Below are 18477 nucleotides of genomic sequence, written 5' to 3'. Positions count from 1 at the left end.
TAAATGGGAGGCCGGGTTTCCGGCCCCCTGTAGCTAAAATGCCTTAGTGGCAAGGATTGATGGTGAAGCCCGCGCGATAGTCTGCGAGATGAGCTTCCCGATCTTGGGGTGACATTTCGCGTAGCAGTGTAAGCGGCGACTGAAGTGTGTGGCCACGTACGTCGTCCAGCGTCCACATGTCCTTCGCGTCGAAACGAAGATGCGGCTGCGGCACGAGAGTTTTGCCATCGGAACGCACGAAGTTCAGATCCTTGATTGCATCCGCCAAATCCCAGCCGTGATAGAGCGTCTCCCACTCGCGCTTTCCACTGAAACGGCCCATGGCGGGAGTTGGCCGCCCCTGATATTCATTCGCGAAAGCCTCGACGGCGGTCCAGCGGTCCAACTCATGGGCGAAGGTGTGCAGCTTGCCATCGATTTCATCGACGACCATATCTTCGCGAATAAGGCAGGGAACGAGGCAACTCCAGCAGCGATGCGGATAGACATAACCCACATCTTGGTTGAAGGTGATTATCGTTTCACCCGGGCGGCTAAGCTTGTCGTACCATTTCCAGAATTCGCCGAATTCGGCGTACCAGCCTGGATATTTGTGCTCGAACCATTCGAAGTCAGCTTCGCGCTGGGCTTCGATCCGCCAGAAGTTTACTGGCCAACCGACGGCAAAGAACTGGGCAACTTTGTGCACGTAGTGCTTTTTCGTGATGCGGTTCCAGGCTTCATGAACATCATCATGATGGATTTTGATACCGTATTTCTCCAACGGCAACATGTAGGTGCGGTAATAATCTTCGAATATCCAGCGATGCCACATCTCCGCGTAGGATTCTTTGTTCTTATCGCGGTTCGTGGTGCCGTATTCGATGAATGTGCCAATGGCGGCATCGACGATCGCGTGGTTCTGCCAGAACGCGTAACGAAGGTCTCGCTCGAGCAGCAGGTGATTTTCCGGCTCTTTCAGAGCTGCCATCAGGAGTGAGTGACCATTGCCGATGTGCCGGCTCTCGTCGGACTGTACCGACAAAAACACTGTCGGCAAGGCGTAATCGCCATTGCGGGCGGCTTCCGATGGCATCGCGACGAAAAGCGTGTTGGTAAAGGCGGTCTCTGCAACAACGGTCAGGTACAGACAAGCCGAAGTCATCACGTCGCCGGTGATGAAGCCCTCACCGAATTGGCGGCCGATGGTGGTGGCATAACACTTACCGAAGGCTTCTTCGGTAATATCGAATCCGGCCGGATCGATGTAGTTTTCCATGTACCATTTTTTCAGATTCATCTGAATCGTTGAGTGACGGAATTCATCGACCATTTGCATGGTGAAGCCTGTCCGAAGGTCTTCACCGGGGGCGATGCGGGCGACCATGGCCATAGAGCGGGCGGCGGAGATTTCCGGAAAGGGAATGATCGCCAAAAAGAGCTTCATCCATTCCACCCAGCGTGGTTCGACATTGCGGAACATATCACCGCGCAACGCCGCATCGAGCGCGCCATAGACGCGATTGTCCTTTTCCTCCTGCATGGGGAAATAGGAACGTAGCACCTGCTTCATCGGATCGCGGGGTGCCTTGGTGATTTTGTAGTCCGTCGGAAACGTCATCGCTTCCTGCACATAGCTGGGATTCCAACCAAGATCGGAAATCCGCTTGGTCGCCTCGCCGACCGAAATGCCCCGCTGCGAGGTAATCTTGTTGAGCGTCAAAGACGACATCGTCCTCTGCCTCCATATTGTTGCGCCAAAGCCTCAGGCCTGGCAGGAACGGCGCGCGAAGCGCCGAGAGCGAGAGTTGGAACGCGCGGAAACGAGAATGCGCTTGAGCGCTCCCGGAGCCGGGCGGTGCAATCAATTGAGGCGAAGGTCCTTAGGGTGGCTCTTCTGTCGAAGAATCCGGTACTCCCCATTCCTTCGTTCTTTGTCGTCGCAGTAAGCGCGATAATTTTATGCAAAGAACAATGCAAATAGCGTGCCAAATGCGATTTTCTCGGTATTTTGCAGTCTTGACGCACGGTGAAAGCGAGGTAGTGTAAAGTTATTTTACAATCGTAATTTACATATGTAATGATATTTATACTTGAATTTATCTTGAATAATTCCCTCAAATATCAAAGTAAACAAAGATAGACATATATCAATTTAATGATTACATTTAATCGGAAAGATGTTTATTCTGGCTCTGGAAAAGGTTCATGACGGGCGGGAACGAGCATCAGTCGCCGTTTGGTTCGTTGGAAGGCGACATTTCAATGAACTCACCCTGCTGAAGCAGTGAGACGTCGTTTTCGTGATGCGCTTCCTGGGAGAAAGCCAGCACATGATGCAGCGCCATTTTCAACGATTAATGCTTTTGCAGCTTTCCGGTACGTGCATCATCGAGAAGGTGCAACCCTTGTTTCACGCTTTGGCCGAACGACACACGACACTGTTGCTCGATTTCGTCTTCTCAGGCGTAGCGCTGTCGAAACCGTTCCGGGTGTCCGATGAGGGCGCCATGATCCACGTAGAAGCCTGGGATAATGCGTAAAAACAAAGAGATAGAACGGCTCCACGACTCTGTTTTAACTGGAACCGCTCCAAGATTGGCTGAACGACAATGCAGAAAGCAAATGCCGAATTTACATGCTTTCCTCGGCGCTTGAAAAACGTCGGGGAGTGCTACAGCAAGAGCAGCTCGCGCGACAATCAATGGCTGGCGCCAGCGGGCTTCCAGCTTCCGAGGATCTGCCCAGGGTGTTCGCGCAACAGTTTGTGTGTCTCGGTCAGCAGCAAATTCATGATTGCTGGATCGAGAGCGGCAAGCGCCTCCTGCGCAGCGACGGTCGCTGCCGGGCTGGCACTGCGGGCCGCCGCATCGAGCGCTTCAATACAGGAGTGGTCACGCTCAAGATGGCGTTCGGCTGCTTGGCGCAGGGCATCGAAGAATGTGCTGCCAATTGTTTCAAACATCTCGCGGCTCCTCTTACTTAGAGCGGTTCCAGTTAAAACGGAGTCGTGGAGCCGTTCTATCTCTATGTTTTTACGCATTACCCTACGCAAACCCGCTTCGTACTTTTGCGGGAAATGCTCCAAATCTACGCGGCGTTCAAGCCATCGCGAGACAGGCAGCATCCCATCATGAACGATCAAGATCAACCGATTCAGAAACTGCTGCGCCGCCGACTTGATCTTGTCGCCGATGTGTCGGCTCTTACTGCAAGGGTACACAAGCTGATCCAGGAGATGTCGGGAACCGAGATGGAGATCCTGCGCTTGCAATTGGCGCTGGATCAGGTTCCTGCCAACAATGAGCTCATACAGGCATTGAACGAGGCCGAAGAACAGGCCTCCGGCATCCGATCGGCCCAGGCCGATTGCATCGTGGAGATAGAAGCAGCAGAGACAGCGGTTGCGGAGATCGACCGTCTGATCGCGGCAAGGGGAGGAAAATCATGAACCAGCAAACAGTCCCATCGATAGCCTTGTTCGATCTCCTCGCCCGAAAGTGGCGGCGATCGTCTGCGATCCGTCATATGTGTTTTAATGAAGATAATACGCTTCTTGCCATCGTCTCAGACGATGGCTCGGTCGCATTGGCCAGAATGGCTGACAACGAACCGCCAGACGCGCGCGTTTCAGTCAATGGGAGCCAAATAACAATAGCGCCCCGGCAGGGAAAGCCAGCGCCGCTGATCGTCACGCGAGTGAAAGACGGCGAAGCGGTCTCCACATATCGCAATGGCGGCTTCCTTGCTGCCGGGGAAGTCAACATCGTCCATCTCAGCCGAACAGGCGAGATTTTGGAGACCGTTCTTTCGTCGGCAGCTCGGTTGATGGCATTCGATCATTGCCTTTTGACGGGAGCAACAGCCTATAGAACCGCCGACAGACTTTTTGTCCATCGAGATGGGGATTGGTCCGCGCCGCTGAGCGTGGCCCACGAGGGTGGAGGACAACCGGAACGTATCGCCTTTTCGAAGGATGGGGCCATGCTGGCCGCCGCTTGCACCGAGTGCCTGATCGTATATCGGATTATGGATACGTTGCAGCCCCTGTTGCGAGTTCCGCTATCTGCTGAGCCGTTGTCATTGAAATGGAGCGATGACGGTAGCATGCTGGCATCTAGTATCGTCGGCAAAGGGCTTTTGCTTCTGGAAATAGCTTCAAGTCGCCACGTGTTTCTTGATGGCTTTCCGGGTCAGGTGCGGGATGTGACCTGGGCTACAGAAACTATTCTTGCATCCGGCGCTTTTCGTATTGCAGCCTGGTCGATGAAAACGCCGCCCTTCGATGACCGCTCGACGGGAGCGCTCGCGACAGGCCGTACTGGCTTGGTTCTGGTAGAGGCGGTAGCAGCCCAGCCAAAAGGACGTCTTGTCGCCGCTGGCTATGCCAACGGACAGGTCGTCGTATCTTCCCTCGGCACGCCCGCGGAACTTGTCGTTCGCTCAGCCGGAGGTCCCGTCACGTCATTGCAATGGACGCTTGATGGACGTCATCTTGCGATCGGAGATGCGCTTGGCGACGTTGCTATCGTTAGCTTTCCACAGCAGATGTTCAAATAATCGAACCATAAATGGAGGAAATCATGCAACTCGAACTGTCCGAAAAGGAAGAACAAGAGGCAAAAGACGCTTTTTTTGAAAGGATCTCGCAGATCTCGCAAGAGATGGTAGTCGCCTACGGTAGGGATTTCGCTATGGGGGCACTTGTGCTTGGTGCGCGTTGGATTGCGGAAGGAAGGGTTGACCAAACCACCAAGACGACACCTCTGAAGGAATAGGTGTCCGCCTATTAGAGCGCATCCCCAAAAGTGTGAAACGGTTCTCAGATAAGATGCGCGTTAAAGCAAATATTGAGAACATTTCGATCTGTTTCAATCAGATCGAAATGCTCTAAACTTAGTGGTGTTCACTCTATACCACTGCGCTGTCGGCTCAGCGCTGTTGCGTCTGTATACCCGGTGAACTACGCTCTTCCTGATAGAGGAGGCAGATGGTCCGTAGCATTGAGGTGAGGCTGGGCACGTCATCGTGTTGATCTATTGCCTTCTGGTATAGCAGACTAATGAGACTCGATATCGTCATTCCCTCCACTGTCGCAATGTCCTCTAATGTGCTCCAAAATGCCGATTCCAACCGCACACTGGTCGAATGTCCGGCGATCCTCACGGAGCGGCTGATCTTGAGAAACGGCTCGGGGTTTTGGCGACTCAACAATCTGAAAACCATATCCTTGTCCTCTCGCGGGGCATCCTCTGTCGTCACGTTCTCCAGCCGTGCGGCTGGAGAACTGCCATCAGGCTTGCGGCGTTTGGCACTCAAGGGATCAGCACGGCGCGCCCGTGTATCTTGCCATTGTGCAGATCCTTGAGTGCTTTATTGGCGTCTGCGAGTTTGTATTCCACAGTCGTCAGGTTCACGAGACCTCGATCGGCAAGTGCCATTAATTCTGTAAGCTCAGCCCAGGTTCCAACAAGATTGCCGATGATATTTTTTTCGGTAATGACCATATCCACGGTTGGAACCCGGATATCCTCACCATAACCGACGACATAGTAACTGCCCATCGGTCGGGTCATGGCTAAGCCCTTCGTCGTAGTACCCTTTTCTCCGACGAAGTCGATGACGGCTTCGGCGCCTTGCCCACCGGTCAGCTGCAACACAGCTTCAACCTCGTTCCCATCGGCCTTCACGAGTTTGTCGGCACCTATATTGCCAGCAAGAGCGAGTGAATCATTCGACGTGTCGACGACAATAACATCAGCGGCGCACATTGCTTTTAGGCATTGGATCCCGATATGCCCCAATCCGCCGGCCCCGATCACGACACAGTTTTCACCGGGCAAAAGATGACGCGCCGCCTTCTTCACCGCCCTATAGGCTGTCAGACCTGCATCAGAATAGGGCGCGACGTCCTTTGGCGCCAGCGTCTTAGGTAGTTTGACGATGTTGCGCTCTGACGTACACAGATACTCGGAGTACCCCCCGTTACAATCGAGTCCGGGGAACTTGCCCAGGCCATGCATATCAAACCCACGCCTACAGGCGAGACAAGTTCCGCCGGATATTTTGGGATGTACAATGACCGGATCGCCAACTTTGATCCCTTCGACTTCCTTGCCGACTTCCTCAACCCATCCAGCGTTTTCATGCCCCATGACAAGCGGCAGGAGGCTGTCTCCATCCGGGTCCATGTGCGGGCGCCAGATACCCTCAATGATGTGAAGATCCGTGCGGCAGACTCCCGCGCCGCCGATGCGAACGATGACATCGGTGGATTTTTTGATCTGGGGGTCGGGAACGTCTTGCAACGACACCCATTGGTCTCCCGTCAGACTATCGTCATACCGGTTTAGAACTTGCGCCTTCATGCTAATGCCTCCTCCGTTGTCGGGATAGATATCCTTTACAAACGACACTCAAGCAATTGTCATTCCAGTTCACATTTTATAATTATATCAGTATGATAACCGAATCGGACGCAGATCGACATGTTCATTACCTGAACGCAACGTACAACAGAGCTGTCCAGATTTTGCATGATGTCATGCTGTCGGTGGTTGTTGTCGAAGTGGCGCATATGATCCGTATGAACCAATTCACCAACGATAGCCGTTCGCCATTTCGGGTCTTTGCAACAGCGGAGCAGCTCTCACCCAAACAACAGTTTGAAGCTCTCACAGCATAAGTGCGACCAAAATTGGGAACGTTCTTACCTTGCGCAAAATCCTATGAAATAGCCCAACCTAAAACTTCCCGATGACGTTAAGGAAGGCGCCGCGGTCGTTGAGAGAGAAGTCGCGGAGATCGTCGGAGAAGTTACCGAAATTGTAGCCGACACCGACCTTGAAGTTCTCACCGACGTGACGATAGATTGCCGTCAGCGCGCCATAATCGGTGGTCCCGGCTTCCGGCATGCGCATGACGCGTCCTTCAACCAGAACATCCCAGTTCTTCACGATGTGAAGATCCGTACGGATAATACCGAGATGCGCTGACGATGTTTGCCATTCACCGAACTTCTCACGATCCTCATCCAGCAGGCGATAACGCACTTCGCCGTAGCGGAAACCGTATTTGGCACCAACCGACAACCACGGGAAGAGATCATAGGTGAAGTCCGCCGATAGGATATGATTGCGCTGAGCCGGGCCGTAATCGTCGCCAGTGACCGCGCTAACCTGGTTTTCACCCGGCTGATCGTAGAGCCATGTATATTTGAACAGGGCATTCAGCCGATCATTGTCGACGGGACGATAGGCGTAGCCCCACGAAGCTTCCACATAATTACCGTCGCGGAATGAGCTTGCATTGGGGGAATCCGACAGAACTGCATCGACAGCGGCAAGCAGACGCCAGTCGTCACTGGTTTTCCAGCCAAGACCGGCAGCGAAGAGGTAGGTGTTGCGGTTACGGGTTCCGTCTTCTGAATCCTCGAACCGCACTTCGCCGCGAACGCGACCATTGATCCAGTCTTCATCCTTGTAGCCGACCGACAGCGAAACCGCAGTGCGATCAAAGTCGGAGCGCTCACGTCCCGTGACCGGATCGATTGTATCGTCCTGTATCCTGCCGGATTCGAAACCACCGTCAATCGTCCAGACCTTATCCGGCGTATAGGTGACGCCATAGGTCTTGGTCAGCGAGCGGCGCTTTCCGAAAAGATCATAATTGTTTTCGCCATAGGTAGACCAATAATCGTCGAACTTGCGCCGTGCACCGAACACAAACGTGCCGCGGTCGGTTCCGGACAGATCGTAGGCCCTATCCAGATCATAGGCGCGGTCCGGATCAAGACGATAGCCAAAATAATAGGTGTCTTCCGTTGTGGGATTATACGCGATAGCGGCAAGGCCACCTATGCCATTGGTGCCGTCAGATACCTCGCCTTCCAGATTGATCTTGTCCGTCAGTTTGTATTTGTAACCCACGCCGACACGGTCGCCACGGTCGATATCGCCCGAACGCGACAAGGTCGCTTGCCCGAACATGTAATAAAGCTGATCGGAATCCGGCCTATATTCCAGCCGTGCGCCAGCATCCACGCGCGAACCGTTATAGCCAGACTTGTAGGATCTTGCGAGCGGGTTCTGCACCTCCATATAGGAGATACCAAAGGATGCCTTCCAATAGTCGTTGAACTGCTTGCTGACTGCAGCCGTGCCTTTACGCTTCTTGCGCCCGCCAACATCATGCTCATCAAGTTCATTATAGGCCTGATCTTCCGAGAAATCGTCATAGGTCAGCTTGAAATTGATTGTATCCGTGACATCAATATCGGCATGTGCACCCCAGATTCGCTGGTTTGCAGCAATCTGTTCGGCCAGCGTCGAGAAGCCGGCCTGTTTCTCCTGATAGTAAATTCCGGCAGTGCCTTTGATGCCACTTTTGGTCAGGTCTTCCAGATCCACCTGCGCCTTGCTGCGCCAGGCCATCGCCGCGCGGTCGTGCGTACGTCGCTCAATGTCAGGCCGCCATCTGTCGAACGGGACATGCCGAAGCCCGGTCCTTTTGAGCGTGAAAACTCACCTTCAATGAAGGTCTTTTCCGACTTCCGGATCTGGATATCCGCGCCATAGGCCTGCTGGTTGGCAAGCCCGGTATTCTCGCTCATGCTCGTAACACCGACGCGCACCTTGTCGTTAAGCCATTGCTGGGCGCGTCCACCATAGACATAACCATCGATCTCACCGACGGGGGGCGTATATTCATATTGTGAGATCAGATAAACTTTGTTGCCGCCCAATGCCCCATCGCGCACCGGGCTCGTGGTTCCCGTCGAGGACGACAATGGCCGCTTTAGGATCAGCACGCCCTGAAGATAGTCGAAGGAATAATCATCGCCATAGCGCAAAGTCTGGCGTTCCAACACCTGTCCGGTGATCTCGTCGCGAACTTCGATCGTAACGGTTTCTGAACCGACTGTGATATCCTGGCGACGCATGAAATAGGCAGAGCCGCCCGTGCCGAGAAACTCGTCGCGCTGCGGCAATGTATCGGGCTGCGCCGCATAGAGCGTTACCTCTGACCTGCGCTCGCCGAATGGTGTCGTATCTTCCGAACGATAAACGGCGCTTGCGCCATAAAGCGCGCGCTCTGAGCGCATGAATTCCGTACCCTTGATGATGGCCTTGTAGTTGCCCCACATCACATGGCTGTCGCCGCGCTCCAGCCGCACATAGAGCTTGCCGTTGGTCGGCGCGTCATCCAGCATGGTGGAGTCGTCACCATAGACCGGATAAAAGTCGTTGGGATCCAGACGGCGCAACAGCTGTCGCGGATCCTTGGCATCGATGCCGCGAAACATGTTCTCGAACTTGTCCTCACCGGTATCGCCCGCTGCCGTCAACAGATATTTGCCCTGGATCTTTCCCTTCAAATAAAAGGCCAGCCTGCCCTTGGCATAGACTTCGTCATATTCGCCGGCACGAACGGTTTCGATATTCTTATCGCCAAAGCGTTTGCCGACTGTCAGATCGGCTAACGCTACATAAAACCAATCATTCTTCGGAATATCGATTTGACGACTGAAATCGAGCGCACTGCCCTTGGCGTTGTTCAATACCTCCACATCAACGTCATGAATACCCGACGGCAAGATGCGCTGCATGACAAATGCGCGATTCCTGTCGATGGGAATGGTATCGTCCAACACGCGGACACTATAGCCCTCCGGCACATTGCGACCGTAAACCGTAACCGCGCCGCCCCGAATGGGGATGTTTCGCAAGCCCGTAAAGTCGTCCCCCATGCCGGGGGATTTCCCTTCCAGATTCCGTTCTTTTTCCGGCTCCAGATCGCGGTCCGTGTGCGCTAACGAACGTGACAGCGTCTCGTCGTAGCGGCCTTTACTGTCATAGACACGCAGTACATATCGGTAGCGCGGCTCGGCATTGCCCACCACTGGACGCATGGCGGGCATAGTCCAACTGGCTTCCCCGTTGATGCCCACGGGAACCGCCGTAATCAGTTTTTCCTCCTTGCCGTCCTCCACCGCATAAACGCGGATTTCTGAGCGTTCGATAAAGGCCGGGTAGTTGGACGTGGCAAGAAATCGAACCTGCTCGCCTGCCTTGTAGGAGCGGCGCACCGGAACCGTCGATATGTTCAACAAGGGTTTGGCTTCCAACCCGTCGAACTTGACCTGAATGTCGACCGCACTGAGGCCAATATCGGTCTTGCGCTGCTCGTCCGCAGTTTGTTTCTGACCTGCGACTGGCTTGCTCCCAAAAGATTTGACTTCCGGTTTCGAGCTTTCCACAAGCGGTTCGCCATCCACACTGATTGAAAACGGAATGTCACCGTCATCCGAACCTTGTTCCCGCCTCTGCTCTACATTGGGAGCAATGGGCACGTCCTTGATGATCTTGCTTGCATTCAGAACTTTGCCGCGCACCTGCGGACTGCCGCCCTTCTGTTCCTGCGAGAATGCCATGCCGCCACTCGCATTCAGCATGACGACGACACAGCCCGTAAGGATACAGCGGCGCATGAACAACAAAGTCGCCCGAGCGAACTGTAAGTGTAGCGGAGATCATTGGTTGCTGTCTCATTTGTCAGCCTCCACCCGTGTTTCCATGTCAAGCTGGTAGCCATCCCCCTTGGCTTTCCACCGCCGCAAGATCTCGCTTTGCACCGCATTCATGCGTTGCCGGGCCGTTTTCAGGTCTTTGGCTGTATAGGTAATGCGCAATATCGAACGTTCTTGTTTGAGAACCACGATCAGTTGATCCAGTCCCTTGCTCCATTGGTCCTTCAGCAGCAGGCTGCCAGCGATGAACGCGTTATCCTTGAGGCCGAGGCGTACAACCCGGCCAAGCGAAGCGCCGAAGTTGATCTTCGTCATCTTGCCCGCCGTCAAACGGACAACACGCGGGTTCTCTGTCGTCAGGCGATAACCTGTCGGCAGAGTGCGCGGGTCCAGCTTCATGATGAAATTGCTGCCAATGCGGGAGTCCGGCAGATCAGCGCAAGCCACATGGAAACGGCCGAACTTGTCCGCCGTCACCAAAAGACCCCGAACGGTGGCGATGCGAACACCCGGAATTCCAGGCTCGCCCTCATCCTGATAGCCGTTGCCATTACGATCATCGAACACTTTGCCGATGATCTCCCCGCATTCAAACACCGGCTCAACCATAATCTCAATCTGTGCCGTCGCATCCGGTGCCAGCGGATTGCCTGACGGATCGGTCGCCATCGCACGGTTGGTGTGCTTGCCAGATGCGACCGAACTCAGCGCCAGCATCTGCAATCGGATGACAAGTTCCGAATTCGCTGCAACCGCCAAGTTCGTGAAGGCCACATTCAGACCATTGACAACCGGCGTCACCACCACACCGTCCACGCTCGCCGAACCATCAACATAGCGGAAGCCCGACGGCATCCGGTCCGTCACATTGATCGCTGATACCAACCGGTTGCTTTTGTTCGTAACCGTCATCGTGAATGGAGCCTTTTCACCACGACGGATCTGCTTCAAACCTGCGCGTTTCGTGATCACTATGTCCGAAGGTTCAATAATTTTCGTCGTCACACATTGATCGGGCGCCGTCCCGCAACGGGTTCCGGATCCCCGCTCCGATAGGCCACATTGGCAACCGCCGTGGTGCCCACAGGCAGCGGATCGGCGACCTGCAGCTGCGCCGTCAGCACAAGCGTCCCCGGTGTGCTGCCCGTCTGTGCCGGAACCGTCAGATTGCTCCAGTTGATCGCAGTGCCATTATCCGTGCCGCCATTGTCCGCCGACACAAAATGCGTGTTGACGTCGTAACGGTCCGTCACACCATAATCGCTCACCGCAGAACCGCCCGTATTGGTCAGCCTCTCCCCCGGCTCCGCCTGTCCCGCAACCGAACCGCTCTCGCCGACAAGCGTCTTGGTGATGCTGACCCTCGGACATAGCGACGTTACAGTCACTTGCCCAAGAAGCCCCTGAAAGGGTGGGGCTGATTTAATATGAACAATAATAGTGTTCAGACCAGTTTGCCAGTTTGCTCCCAGTGTGCCAGACGCTTGGCTACCCGCTTGAAATCCTTGGAATAGATATGGACTTTAGCTACCAAAGCTCGAGCGTATGCCTTGCGGTTGACCGTTAACCCAAACATCCCAAACGGAATTATCCGAGTAAAAATCCATCCGGAGCTTGAAAGCACTGGGGTCAACAGCAGGATCAAGATTGAATTGATAACGATAGAAGGAGTCGTAGTTGGAACTCTGATCAGGATGGCTACCTGTGCTGTTATAGGAAATCCAGTTGGCATTATTAAAGGGCGAGGCAGTCCAAGCTCCCGGCGCAGTACTCACTACGCTCGCATCAATAAATGTCAGATCATTTGGCAGAGGTGATCCAGTAAATGGCGCAGTTCTGATTGCAACGTCCCATTCGGGGTCAAATCCGGATTGCAAAGGCGGTCCATCATCACGACTATAGGCTGTATTAAAGATTGAACCATTTGTTGAACAAGAGATTGTTGGAACTGTCTGTGCCTGCGTAATCGCAACGGAGAAAATTGTAATTATGATAGCTATAAATACAGCAAAGAGAAATCTCTCCACTCGCCAATTGTATAAATACATCTATCAGATTCCAAAATCGTTTTCATTTATATGCGAATATTATTGCATAAAAATGCAAATATCAAATGAACTTACAAAATTATTGTTAAAAAAATAATCTACAAATTAGTAATACCTAATTCTATCAATAAATATTACTACCTAATTTGTATTTAATTTCACCTGAGGGAGAGATGCTATATTTTTTGCCGGTTCTGCTGCATACGTGGAACGATCTGATTAACAAGGTCTTTTCAGCGTAGGTCGCCGTCGGACGGTCCAATAGCATTGCTGCAAGCGTCACGCTGGCTGCCATCGCAGCTTGTTCACATGATGCGTCCAGAGTTAAGCCTCACTCCGAGCACGTCGTCTCGATTTTAAGACCATTGGCAAAACCGTCACGGACACAGGCTCAACAACCGAGCAATATTCAGAAAACAATTGTTACAAATTAAGCGTTGTTCGTTTCGCGCTCCTCAATAAGATCGCGATCACGAAAGATCAGTGGTGGAGATTCTAATGTCAGACTCACTGACCTGTATCTTGTTTTAGTATTGCGTATGAAAGCTTCCTTGTCATGGCTAACTCGAATTTCTTTGGCGCCGCTTCAGCGCTCGCCATGTCGGTGGCTCTTGTAGCTTCGGGTACAGCTGCGCTCTCTCTGGCATCGGTCAATGCTGCGGAGGCTGCGGTCGTCAATCGTATTGAAGTGCGCGGTAATACGCGCGTCGATGCGCAGACAATCCGTGACAATATCGACATTCGCCCGGGCAAGGCTTTCAACAGCAATGATATTGATGCTGCTGTTAAGCGCCTTTTCGCAATGGGGCTGTTCTCCGATGTTCGCATCAACCAGTCTGGTGGATCGCTGATCGTGCAGGTGAGCGAACGTCAGGTTGTGAACAATGTTCTCTTCCAGGGCAACAAGAAGGTCAAAGATCCTGATCTGGCCCGCGCTGTTCAGCTTAAAGCCCGTTCGCCGTTTGATGCGGCAACGATGGAAGCTGACAAGGAAGCCATCAAGGGTGCTTACACGCATGTCGGCCGCAGCGATGCGACGGTCAATGCGCGTACCGTTGATCTCGGTCAGGGCCGCGTGAACGTGGTTTATGAAATCAACGAAGGTTCGCGCACCAAGATCGCCAACATCAACTTCGTTGGTAACAGTGCATACAGCGCGCGTCGTCTGCGCGATGTGATCTCCACCAAGCGCTCGAACCCGCTTTCGTGGCTGACCCGTAATGACGTTTATGATGAAGGTCGCCTGCAGGCTGATGAAGAAACGCTGCGTCGTTTCTACTACAACCGCGGCTATGCGGATTTCCGCGTACTTTCGTCGAATGCTACGCTTGATCCATCGACCAACGAATACACGATCACGGTTACCGTTGATGAAGGTCAGCGCTATACCTTCGGTAATGTAGGCGTTGAAAGCACCGTTGAAGGTGTGGATGCGCAGGCGCTTGGCGGTCTTCTCAAGACACGCGAAGGTAAGCCTTACAGTGCCAAGCAGATCGAAGATTCCGTTACAGCGATCACTGAAAATGTCGCTGGCAGCGGTTACGCATTTGCCAAGGTCGAGCCGCGTGGCGACCGCGACTTTGACAATCACACGATTTCGCTCGTTTACAGTGTTGATCAGGGTCCGCGCGCTTACGTTGAGCGCATCGAAATCCGTGGCAACGACAAGACCCGCGATTATGTCATTCGTCGTGAGTTCGACATGAATGAAGGTGATGCCTTCAATCAGGTCATGGTTCAGCGCGCGAAGCGTCGTCTTGAAGCGCTCGATTTCTTCCAGACCGTCAATATCTCGACCGCTCCAGGTGCTGAGCCTGATCAGGTTATCCTGGTTGTTGACGTCGTCGAAAAGTCGACCGGTGAATTCTCGATCGGCGGTGGTTATACGACCGGTGGTGATACTCCCGGCCCTTCCGTTGAAGCATCGATAACGGAGCGAAACTTTCTGGGACGAGGAGAGTTTATCAAGGTAAGCGCTGGCGTCGGTACTGACGACGTCCAGAATTATGCCTTCTCATTCACCGAGCCCTATTTTCTCGGTTCTCGCATGTCCGCCGGATTTGATGTGTTCCGTAAGACATATACCGCCAACAGTACCTATTATGTCGAACAGACGGGCGGCACCGTGCGATTTGGACTTCCCATTGCAGACAATCTGAGTGCTGGCCTTGCTTACAATCTGGTTCAGGATAAGTATGAGCTGGATGATGATGTCAGCGACCCGGACAGTTATTATGCACCGGCAATTATCAACGCTGTGAACAATAGCCCATGGATTCGTTCATCCATCAGCTACTCGCTGACCTACAACTCCATCGACGATATAAAGAACCCTCATGACGGGTTTTATGCAAAATTCAATCAGGAATTTGCGGGTCTCGGTGGTGACGCCAAATATATAAAGACCACTTTCAAGGGCAACTACTACACAACGTTGGCCCAAGAGGCAGACATCGTCGGTATGCTGGGTGTCGGTGGTGGCTATATCTATGATTACAGTGGCGATGGTACACGTATTTTTGATCTTTTTAAAAGCAGCACTGATATCATAAGGGGCTTTAAATATATTGGGCCTTATCAGGATTCATCAAGTGGAAAACGTTACTGGCTGGGTGGCAATACCTATTTCAGCGCGACCGCCGAACTTCAATTTCCAATGCCTGCCGTTCCCGAAAGCCTTGGCATACGCGGAGCTTTCTTTGCAGATGCAGCAACACTCTATGGCAACGATACCGACAACGCTCAAGGCGAAGATCGGAAACTGCGGTCATCCGCAGGTGTAAGCCTCATGTGGGCTTCCCCGTTCGGCCCTCTTCGTTTCGATTATGCTATTCCGATTACAAAAGCTGACTCTGATAAGGTCCAGAACTTTAATTTTGGTATGTCGACAAAATTCTAAAATCTAATCTGGGGTAGATGTGTGGTTTATTTTACCGACATCAGACCAAGTAACAACCAGATGCAATGTCGGAATTGAACCACTAGTTGATAGAACCAGCCTGAACCACCGTGATCGCAATCATATGGAACACATCGTCAGCGCTACAGCCGCGGGAGAGATCATTTGCGGGTTTCGCGAGGCCCTGCAGAATAGGCCCGATAGCAGTCGCGCCGCCGATACGCTGAGCGATCTTGTAGCCAATATTTGCTGCATCAAGATTGGGAAACACGAAGACATTCGCCTCGCCATGCAACACTGATTGAGGTGCTTTGGCGTCACTGATGGCTTCAACGAAGGCGCTATCGAACTGCAATTCACCGTCGATGATAAGCTCGGGTACGGCAGCATGGGCGAGGCGGGTTGCCTCCACCACCTTGGACACCCGTTCGTGCACGGCACTGCCAGCCGTTGAAAATGAAAGCATCGCTACTTTTGGGGGGGTGCCTGCGAGGGATTCAAAGGAACGAGCTGAACTTACGGCGATATCAGCAAGGTTGGCCGCGTCGGGTTCGACCACAAGGCCGCAATCGGCAAAGACAAAGATACCTTTTTTGGCATGATGCGGCGCACATAGCATCATCAGGAAGAAGCTCGATACAAGGCCGGTGCCGGGCGCTCGACCGATAGTCTGTAGAGCGGCACGTACCGTATCTGCGGTTGTAGCGACCGCGCCGCCTACCGTCCCATCCGCCTCTCCCTCCCGTACCATCATGGCCGCAAAGACAAGCGGGGAACGAAGTGCCAAGATAGCTGACTCTTCATCGACACCCTTACCGGCGCGAAGGGTATGATAGGCCTTAGCCAATCCCGGAGCGAGTGCGGATGTGGCAGGATCTTCAATCTGGAAGTCTCCGGGTAGCGCGCCCGCTGCAACAAGGCGTAATTCGATCGCTGCACGATTACCAACCAGAATGATCGCGGCGAGCCCTTCTCGCCTGGCGCGGATCGCCCCTTCAACAATGCGCGGGTCCTCCCCTTCGGCAAGAACAATTCGGCGCGGCGATGCTTTGGCAGTTTCGACGATACGATCAAGCGGTTTCATCAAGCGAGCCCCAGATAGCAAATGCTGACAAAGATAAAGATGGCTATGAAGACATGGTAGCGCAGATCATAAAGCCATTCTGATCGCACTGGGAGATCTCTCCCGCCCGGATTGACCGGGCGGGACTTTGGATAATCAGAAAAGATTACGCTCGCTTTTGCGGACGCATGTCCGCGCGGTCAATCCCGGCAATCGGCACAGGCTTTTTCATTGCGTCGCGCCGAAAGGGTTCGCCGAGTTCCTGGTTGAGAATGACTTCTATGAATGTCGTCACTCCCTTTTCCTGCTCTGTGATCGCATTGGAAAGTGCCTCGGTGAGTGCCGCAGTCGTATCAACGGCAACTCCTTTCAGACCACAACCATCCGCGATTTTCGCATAGCTGAGATTGGGATTGAGTTCAGTGCCGACAAAGTTGTTGGCGTACCAGAGCGTTGTATTGCGCTTTTCCGCACCCCATTGATAGTTGCGGAAGATCACCATCGTAATCGCAGGCCACCCTTCCCGACCAATCGAACCCATTTCGTTCATCGAAATACCGAAAGCACCGTCGCCCGCAAAGCCGACTACCGGCACATCCGGACAACCGATTTTGGCACCGACAATCGATGGAAATCCATATCCGCAAGGACCGAACATACCCGGTGCCAGATATTTTCTACCAGCTTCAAAAGTTGGATAGGCGTTGCCGATTGCGCAATTGTTGCCAATGTCGGTCGATATAATTGCATCCTTTGGCAGTGCTGCTTGAATAGCACGCCAGGCCTGACGCGGCGACATGCGGTCAGGTTCACGTTTACGCGCCCCTTCGTTCCATTCGGTGCCAACATCATCGTCTTCGTGATCCATAGAGGAGAGCTGCTGTTGCCATGCAGATCTGGTTTGATGGATCATAGCTTTACGCTCCTCGCGTCCCGCATCGCCAGCCGAAGGCGCAAGTTGCTCAAAGATCTGGCGCGCGACCTGCTTGGCGTCACCGCAGATGCCAACGGTCACCTTCTTTGTGAGCCCAATACGATCGGCATTGATATCGACCTGGATGATCGTAGCGTTCTTCGGCCAGTAATCTATGCCATAACCCGGCAAGGTCGAGAACGGATTAAGGCGAGTACCAAGTGCCAGCACCACGTCCGCTTTTGAGATCAGTTCCATCGCCGCTTTCGAACCATTGTAACCCAGCGGTCCGACTGCAAGGCGATGACTGCCGGGAAAGGCATCGTTGTGCTGATAACCGCAGCAGACCGGGGCATCGAGCTGTTCAGCGAGTTTCATTGACTCCCCGATAGCGCCACCAATGACAACACCTGCACCATTCAGGATGACAGGAAACTTGGCTTCAGACAGCAGTTTTGCTGCATCCTCGATGGCTTGCGGACCACCGATAGGGCGCTCAAAACGGACGATAGCAGGTAGGTCTACATCGATCACCTGTGTCCAGTAATCGCGCGGGATATTGATCTGTGCTGGTGCACAGCCCCGCCAGGCCTTTTCGATCACTCGATTTAGCACTTCAGGGATACGAGAAGGATCACGTACCTCTTCCTGATAACAGACCATTTCCTTGAACATCGCCATCTGATCGACTTCTTGGAATCCGCCCTGCCCGATCGTCTTGTTGGCTGCCTGTGGCGTCACCATCAAGAGTGGCGTGTGGTTCCAGTAAGCCGTCTTGATAGCAGTAATAAAGCCAGTAACACCGGGGCCGTTCTGGCCAATGGCGATTGACATCGTACCTGTCGCACGACTGAAGCCATCAGCCATCATACCGGCGTTAGTTTCGTGAGCACAGTCCCAGAATTTGATACCGGCTTTTGGAAAAAGGTCCGATACCGGCATCATAGCCGAACCGATGATACCAAAAGCATGTTCCAAACCATGCATCTGGAGAACTTTGACGAAAGCTTCCTCGGTGGTCATTTTCATGGAGCGTTCCTTTCTTAA

Annotated in this window: 17 protein-coding genes; 6 read left to right on the top strand and 11 right to left on the bottom strand. The window is 53.2% G+C overall.

Features of this window, described 5'->3' with window-relative positions; genetic code table 11:
- Positions 1-43 precede the first annotated feature (43 nt).
- A complete protein-coding gene (locus CEV33_RS21380) occupies positions 44-1711 on the bottom strand; it encodes an aromatic/alkene/methane monooxygenase hydroxylase/oxygenase subunit alpha (protein ID WP_094542384.1) in 1668 nt (555 codons plus the stop codon).
- Positions 1712-2312: 601 nt separating this feature from the next.
- On the opposite strand from CEV33_RS21380, the gene CEV33_RS21375 reads away from it, so the two are divergent.
- Positions 2313-2522 carry a hypothetical protein gene (locus CEV33_RS21375; protein ID WP_141211614.1) on the top strand — a complete coding sequence of 70 codons (210 nt, stop codon included), beginning with the start codon at positions 2313-2315 and terminating at the stop codon, positions 2520-2522.
- Between the two features lie 158 nt (positions 2523-2680).
- On the opposite strand, the gene CEV33_RS21370 is transcribed toward CEV33_RS21375, so the two are convergent.
- Positions 2681-2944, bottom strand: coding sequence for a hypothetical protein (locus CEV33_RS21370; RefSeq protein WP_094542382.1), 264 nt, complete (start codon positions 2942-2944; stop codon positions 2681-2683).
- Positions 2945-3112: 168 nt separating this feature from the next.
- Between CEV33_RS21370 and CEV33_RS24085 the strand changes: the two genes are divergently transcribed.
- The 3 genes from CEV33_RS24085 to CEV33_RS21355 are packed head-to-tail and all read left to right on the top strand — an operon-like array spanning position 3113 to position 4757.
- Positions 3113-3430: a hypothetical protein gene (locus CEV33_RS24085; RefSeq protein WP_094542381.1), complete on the top strand. Its 318-nt coding sequence runs from the start codon at positions 3113-3115 to the stop codon at positions 3428-3430.
- Positions 3427-4539 carry a WD40 repeat domain-containing protein gene (locus CEV33_RS21360; RefSeq protein ID WP_094542380.1) on the top strand — a complete coding sequence of 371 codons (1113 nt, stop codon included), beginning with the start codon at positions 3427-3429 and terminating at the stop codon, positions 4537-4539. The genes CEV33_RS24085 and CEV33_RS21360 overlap by 4 nt, the downstream gene beginning before the upstream one ends.
- Positions 4540-4562: 23 nt before the next feature.
- The gene (locus CEV33_RS21355) at positions 4563-4757 is read left to right on the top strand and encodes a hypothetical protein (RefSeq protein ID WP_094542379.1); all 195 of its coding nucleotides are present in this window, start codon (positions 4563-4565) and stop codon (positions 4755-4757) included.
- Positions 4758-4911: 154 nt separating this feature from the next.
- Here CEV33_RS21355 and CEV33_RS24825 read toward each other — a convergent pair whose 3' ends face one another.
- Positions 4912-5205, bottom strand: a complete 294-nt coding sequence (locus CEV33_RS24825; protein WP_374817921.1) for a ribbon-helix-helix domain-containing protein — start codon at positions 5203-5205, stop codon at positions 4912-4914.
- Between the two features lie 89 nt (positions 5206-5294).
- Complete coding sequence (locus CEV33_RS21345; protein WP_094542377.1) at positions 5295-6347, bottom strand: NAD(P)-dependent alcohol dehydrogenase; 1053 nt, start codon at positions 6345-6347, stop codon at positions 5295-5297.
- A gap of 176 nt (positions 6348-6523) precedes the next feature.
- Between CEV33_RS21345 and CEV33_RS24080 the strand changes: the two genes are divergently transcribed.
- Positions 6524-6664 carry a hypothetical protein gene (locus CEV33_RS24080; protein ID WP_167388208.1) on the top strand — a complete coding sequence of 47 codons (141 nt, stop codon included), beginning with the start codon at positions 6524-6526 and terminating at the stop codon, positions 6662-6664.
- A 58-nt stretch (positions 6665-6722) separates the two neighbouring features.
- Here the strand turns inward: CEV33_RS24080 and CEV33_RS21335 are convergent, their stop codons facing one another.
- From CEV33_RS21335 to CEV33_RS23825, 5 genes are all read right to left on the bottom strand, one after another.
- Positions 6723-8411 carry a porin family protein gene (locus CEV33_RS21335; RefSeq protein WP_094542375.1) on the bottom strand — a complete coding sequence of 563 codons (1689 nt, stop codon included), beginning with the start codon at positions 8409-8411 and terminating at the stop codon, positions 6723-6725.
- Positions 8369-10468: a hypothetical protein gene (locus CEV33_RS21330; RefSeq protein ID WP_094542374.1), complete on the bottom strand. Its 2100-nt coding sequence runs from the start codon at positions 10466-10468 to the stop codon at positions 8369-8371. Before CEV33_RS21330 ends, CEV33_RS21335 begins: the two co-directional genes overlap by 43 nt.
- A 57-nt stretch (positions 10469-10525) precedes the next feature.
- The gene (locus CEV33_RS21325; protein WP_167388207.1) at positions 10526-11479 is read right to left on the bottom strand and encodes a DUF11 domain-containing protein; all 954 of its coding nucleotides are present in this window, start codon (positions 11477-11479) and stop codon (positions 10526-10528) included.
- 29 nt (positions 11480-11508) lie between these two features.
- Positions 11509-11895, bottom strand: a complete 387-nt coding sequence (locus CEV33_RS24075) for a hypothetical protein (protein ID WP_167388206.1) — start codon at positions 11893-11895, stop codon at positions 11509-11511.
- A 135-nt stretch (positions 11896-12030) separates the two neighbouring features.
- Positions 12031-12555 (bottom strand): hypothetical protein, encoded by a 525-nt coding sequence (locus tag CEV33_RS23825; RefSeq protein ID WP_141211612.1) that lies wholly within the window; start codon positions 12553-12555, stop codon positions 12031-12033.
- Between the two features lie 556 nt (positions 12556-13111).
- Between CEV33_RS23825 and bamA the strand changes: the two genes are divergently transcribed.
- Positions 13112-15454, top strand: a complete 2343-nt coding sequence (bamA, locus tag CEV33_RS21315) for an outer membrane protein assembly factor BamA (RefSeq protein WP_094542371.1) — start codon at positions 13112-13114, stop codon at positions 15452-15454.
- Between the two features lie 82 nt (positions 15455-15536).
- Here bamA and pta read toward each other — a convergent pair whose 3' ends face one another.
- Positions 15537-16538, bottom strand: a complete 1002-nt coding sequence (gene pta, locus CEV33_RS21310) for a phosphate acetyltransferase (protein ID WP_094542370.1) — start codon at positions 16536-16538, stop codon at positions 15537-15539.
- Between the two features lie 145 nt (positions 16539-16683).
- Complete coding sequence (gene xsc, locus CEV33_RS21305) at positions 16684-18459, bottom strand: sulfoacetaldehyde acetyltransferase (protein WP_094542369.1); 1776 nt, start codon at positions 18457-18459, stop codon at positions 16684-16686.
- Between the last annotated feature and the right edge of the window lie 18 nt (positions 18460-18477).

This window comes from Brucella grignonensis (assembly GCF_002252505.1).
In the GTDB taxonomy this organism is placed as follows: domain Bacteria; phylum Pseudomonadota; class Alphaproteobacteria; order Rhizobiales; family Rhizobiaceae; genus Brucella; species Brucella grignonensis.
This window is presented reverse-complemented; position numbering and strand designations above follow the sequence as displayed.

Coding starts and splice junctions, on each gene's coding strand:
- CEV33_RS21330 (WP_094542374.1), bottom strand. CDS start 10,468: ATGCGCCGCTGTATCCTTACGGGCTGTGTCGTCGTCATGCTGAATGCG.
- pta (WP_094542370.1), bottom strand. CDS start 16,538: ATGAAACCGCTTGATCGTATCGTCGAAACTGCCAAAGCATCGCCGCGC.
- CEV33_RS23825 (WP_141211612.1), bottom strand. CDS start 12,555: ATGTATTTATACAATTGGCGAGTGGAGAGATTTCTCTTTGCTGTATTT.
- CEV33_RS21375 (WP_141211614.1), top strand. CDS start 2,313: ATGATGCAGCGCCATTTTCAACGATTAATGCTTTTGCAGCTTTCCGGT.
- CEV33_RS24085 (WP_094542381.1), top strand. CDS start 3,113: ATGAACGATCAAGATCAACCGATTCAGAAACTGCTGCGCCGCCGACTT.
- CEV33_RS24825 (WP_374817921.1), bottom strand. CDS start 5,205: ATGGTTTTCAGATTGTTGAGTCGCCAAAACCCCGAGCCGTTTCTCAAG.
- CEV33_RS21345 (WP_094542377.1), bottom strand. CDS start 6,347: ATGAAGGCGCAAGTTCTAAACCGGTATGACGATAGTCTGACGGGAGAC.
- xsc (WP_094542369.1), bottom strand. CDS start 18,459: ATGAAAATGACCACCGAGGAAGCTTTCGTCAAAGTTCTCCAGATGCAT.
- bamA (WP_094542371.1), top strand. CDS start 13,112: ATGGCTAACTCGAATTTCTTTGGCGCCGCTTCAGCGCTCGCCATGTCG.
- CEV33_RS21335 (WP_094542375.1), bottom strand. CDS start 8,411: ATGGCCTGGCGCAGCAAGGCGCAGGTGGATCTGGAAGACCTGACCAAA.
- CEV33_RS21360 (WP_094542380.1), top strand. CDS start 3,427: ATGAACCAGCAAACAGTCCCATCGATAGCCTTGTTCGATCTCCTCGCC.
- CEV33_RS24080 (WP_167388208.1), top strand. CDS start 6,524: ATGCTGTCGGTGGTTGTTGTCGAAGTGGCGCATATGATCCGTATGAAC.
- CEV33_RS21380 (WP_094542384.1), bottom strand. CDS start 1,711: ATGTCGTCTTTGACGCTCAACAAGATTACCTCGCAGCGGGGCATTTCG.
- CEV33_RS21355 (WP_094542379.1), top strand. CDS start 4,563: ATGCAACTCGAACTGTCCGAAAAGGAAGAACAAGAGGCAAAAGACGCT.
- CEV33_RS21370 (WP_094542382.1), bottom strand. CDS start 2,944: ATGTTTGAAACAATTGGCAGCACATTCTTCGATGCCCTGCGCCAAGCA.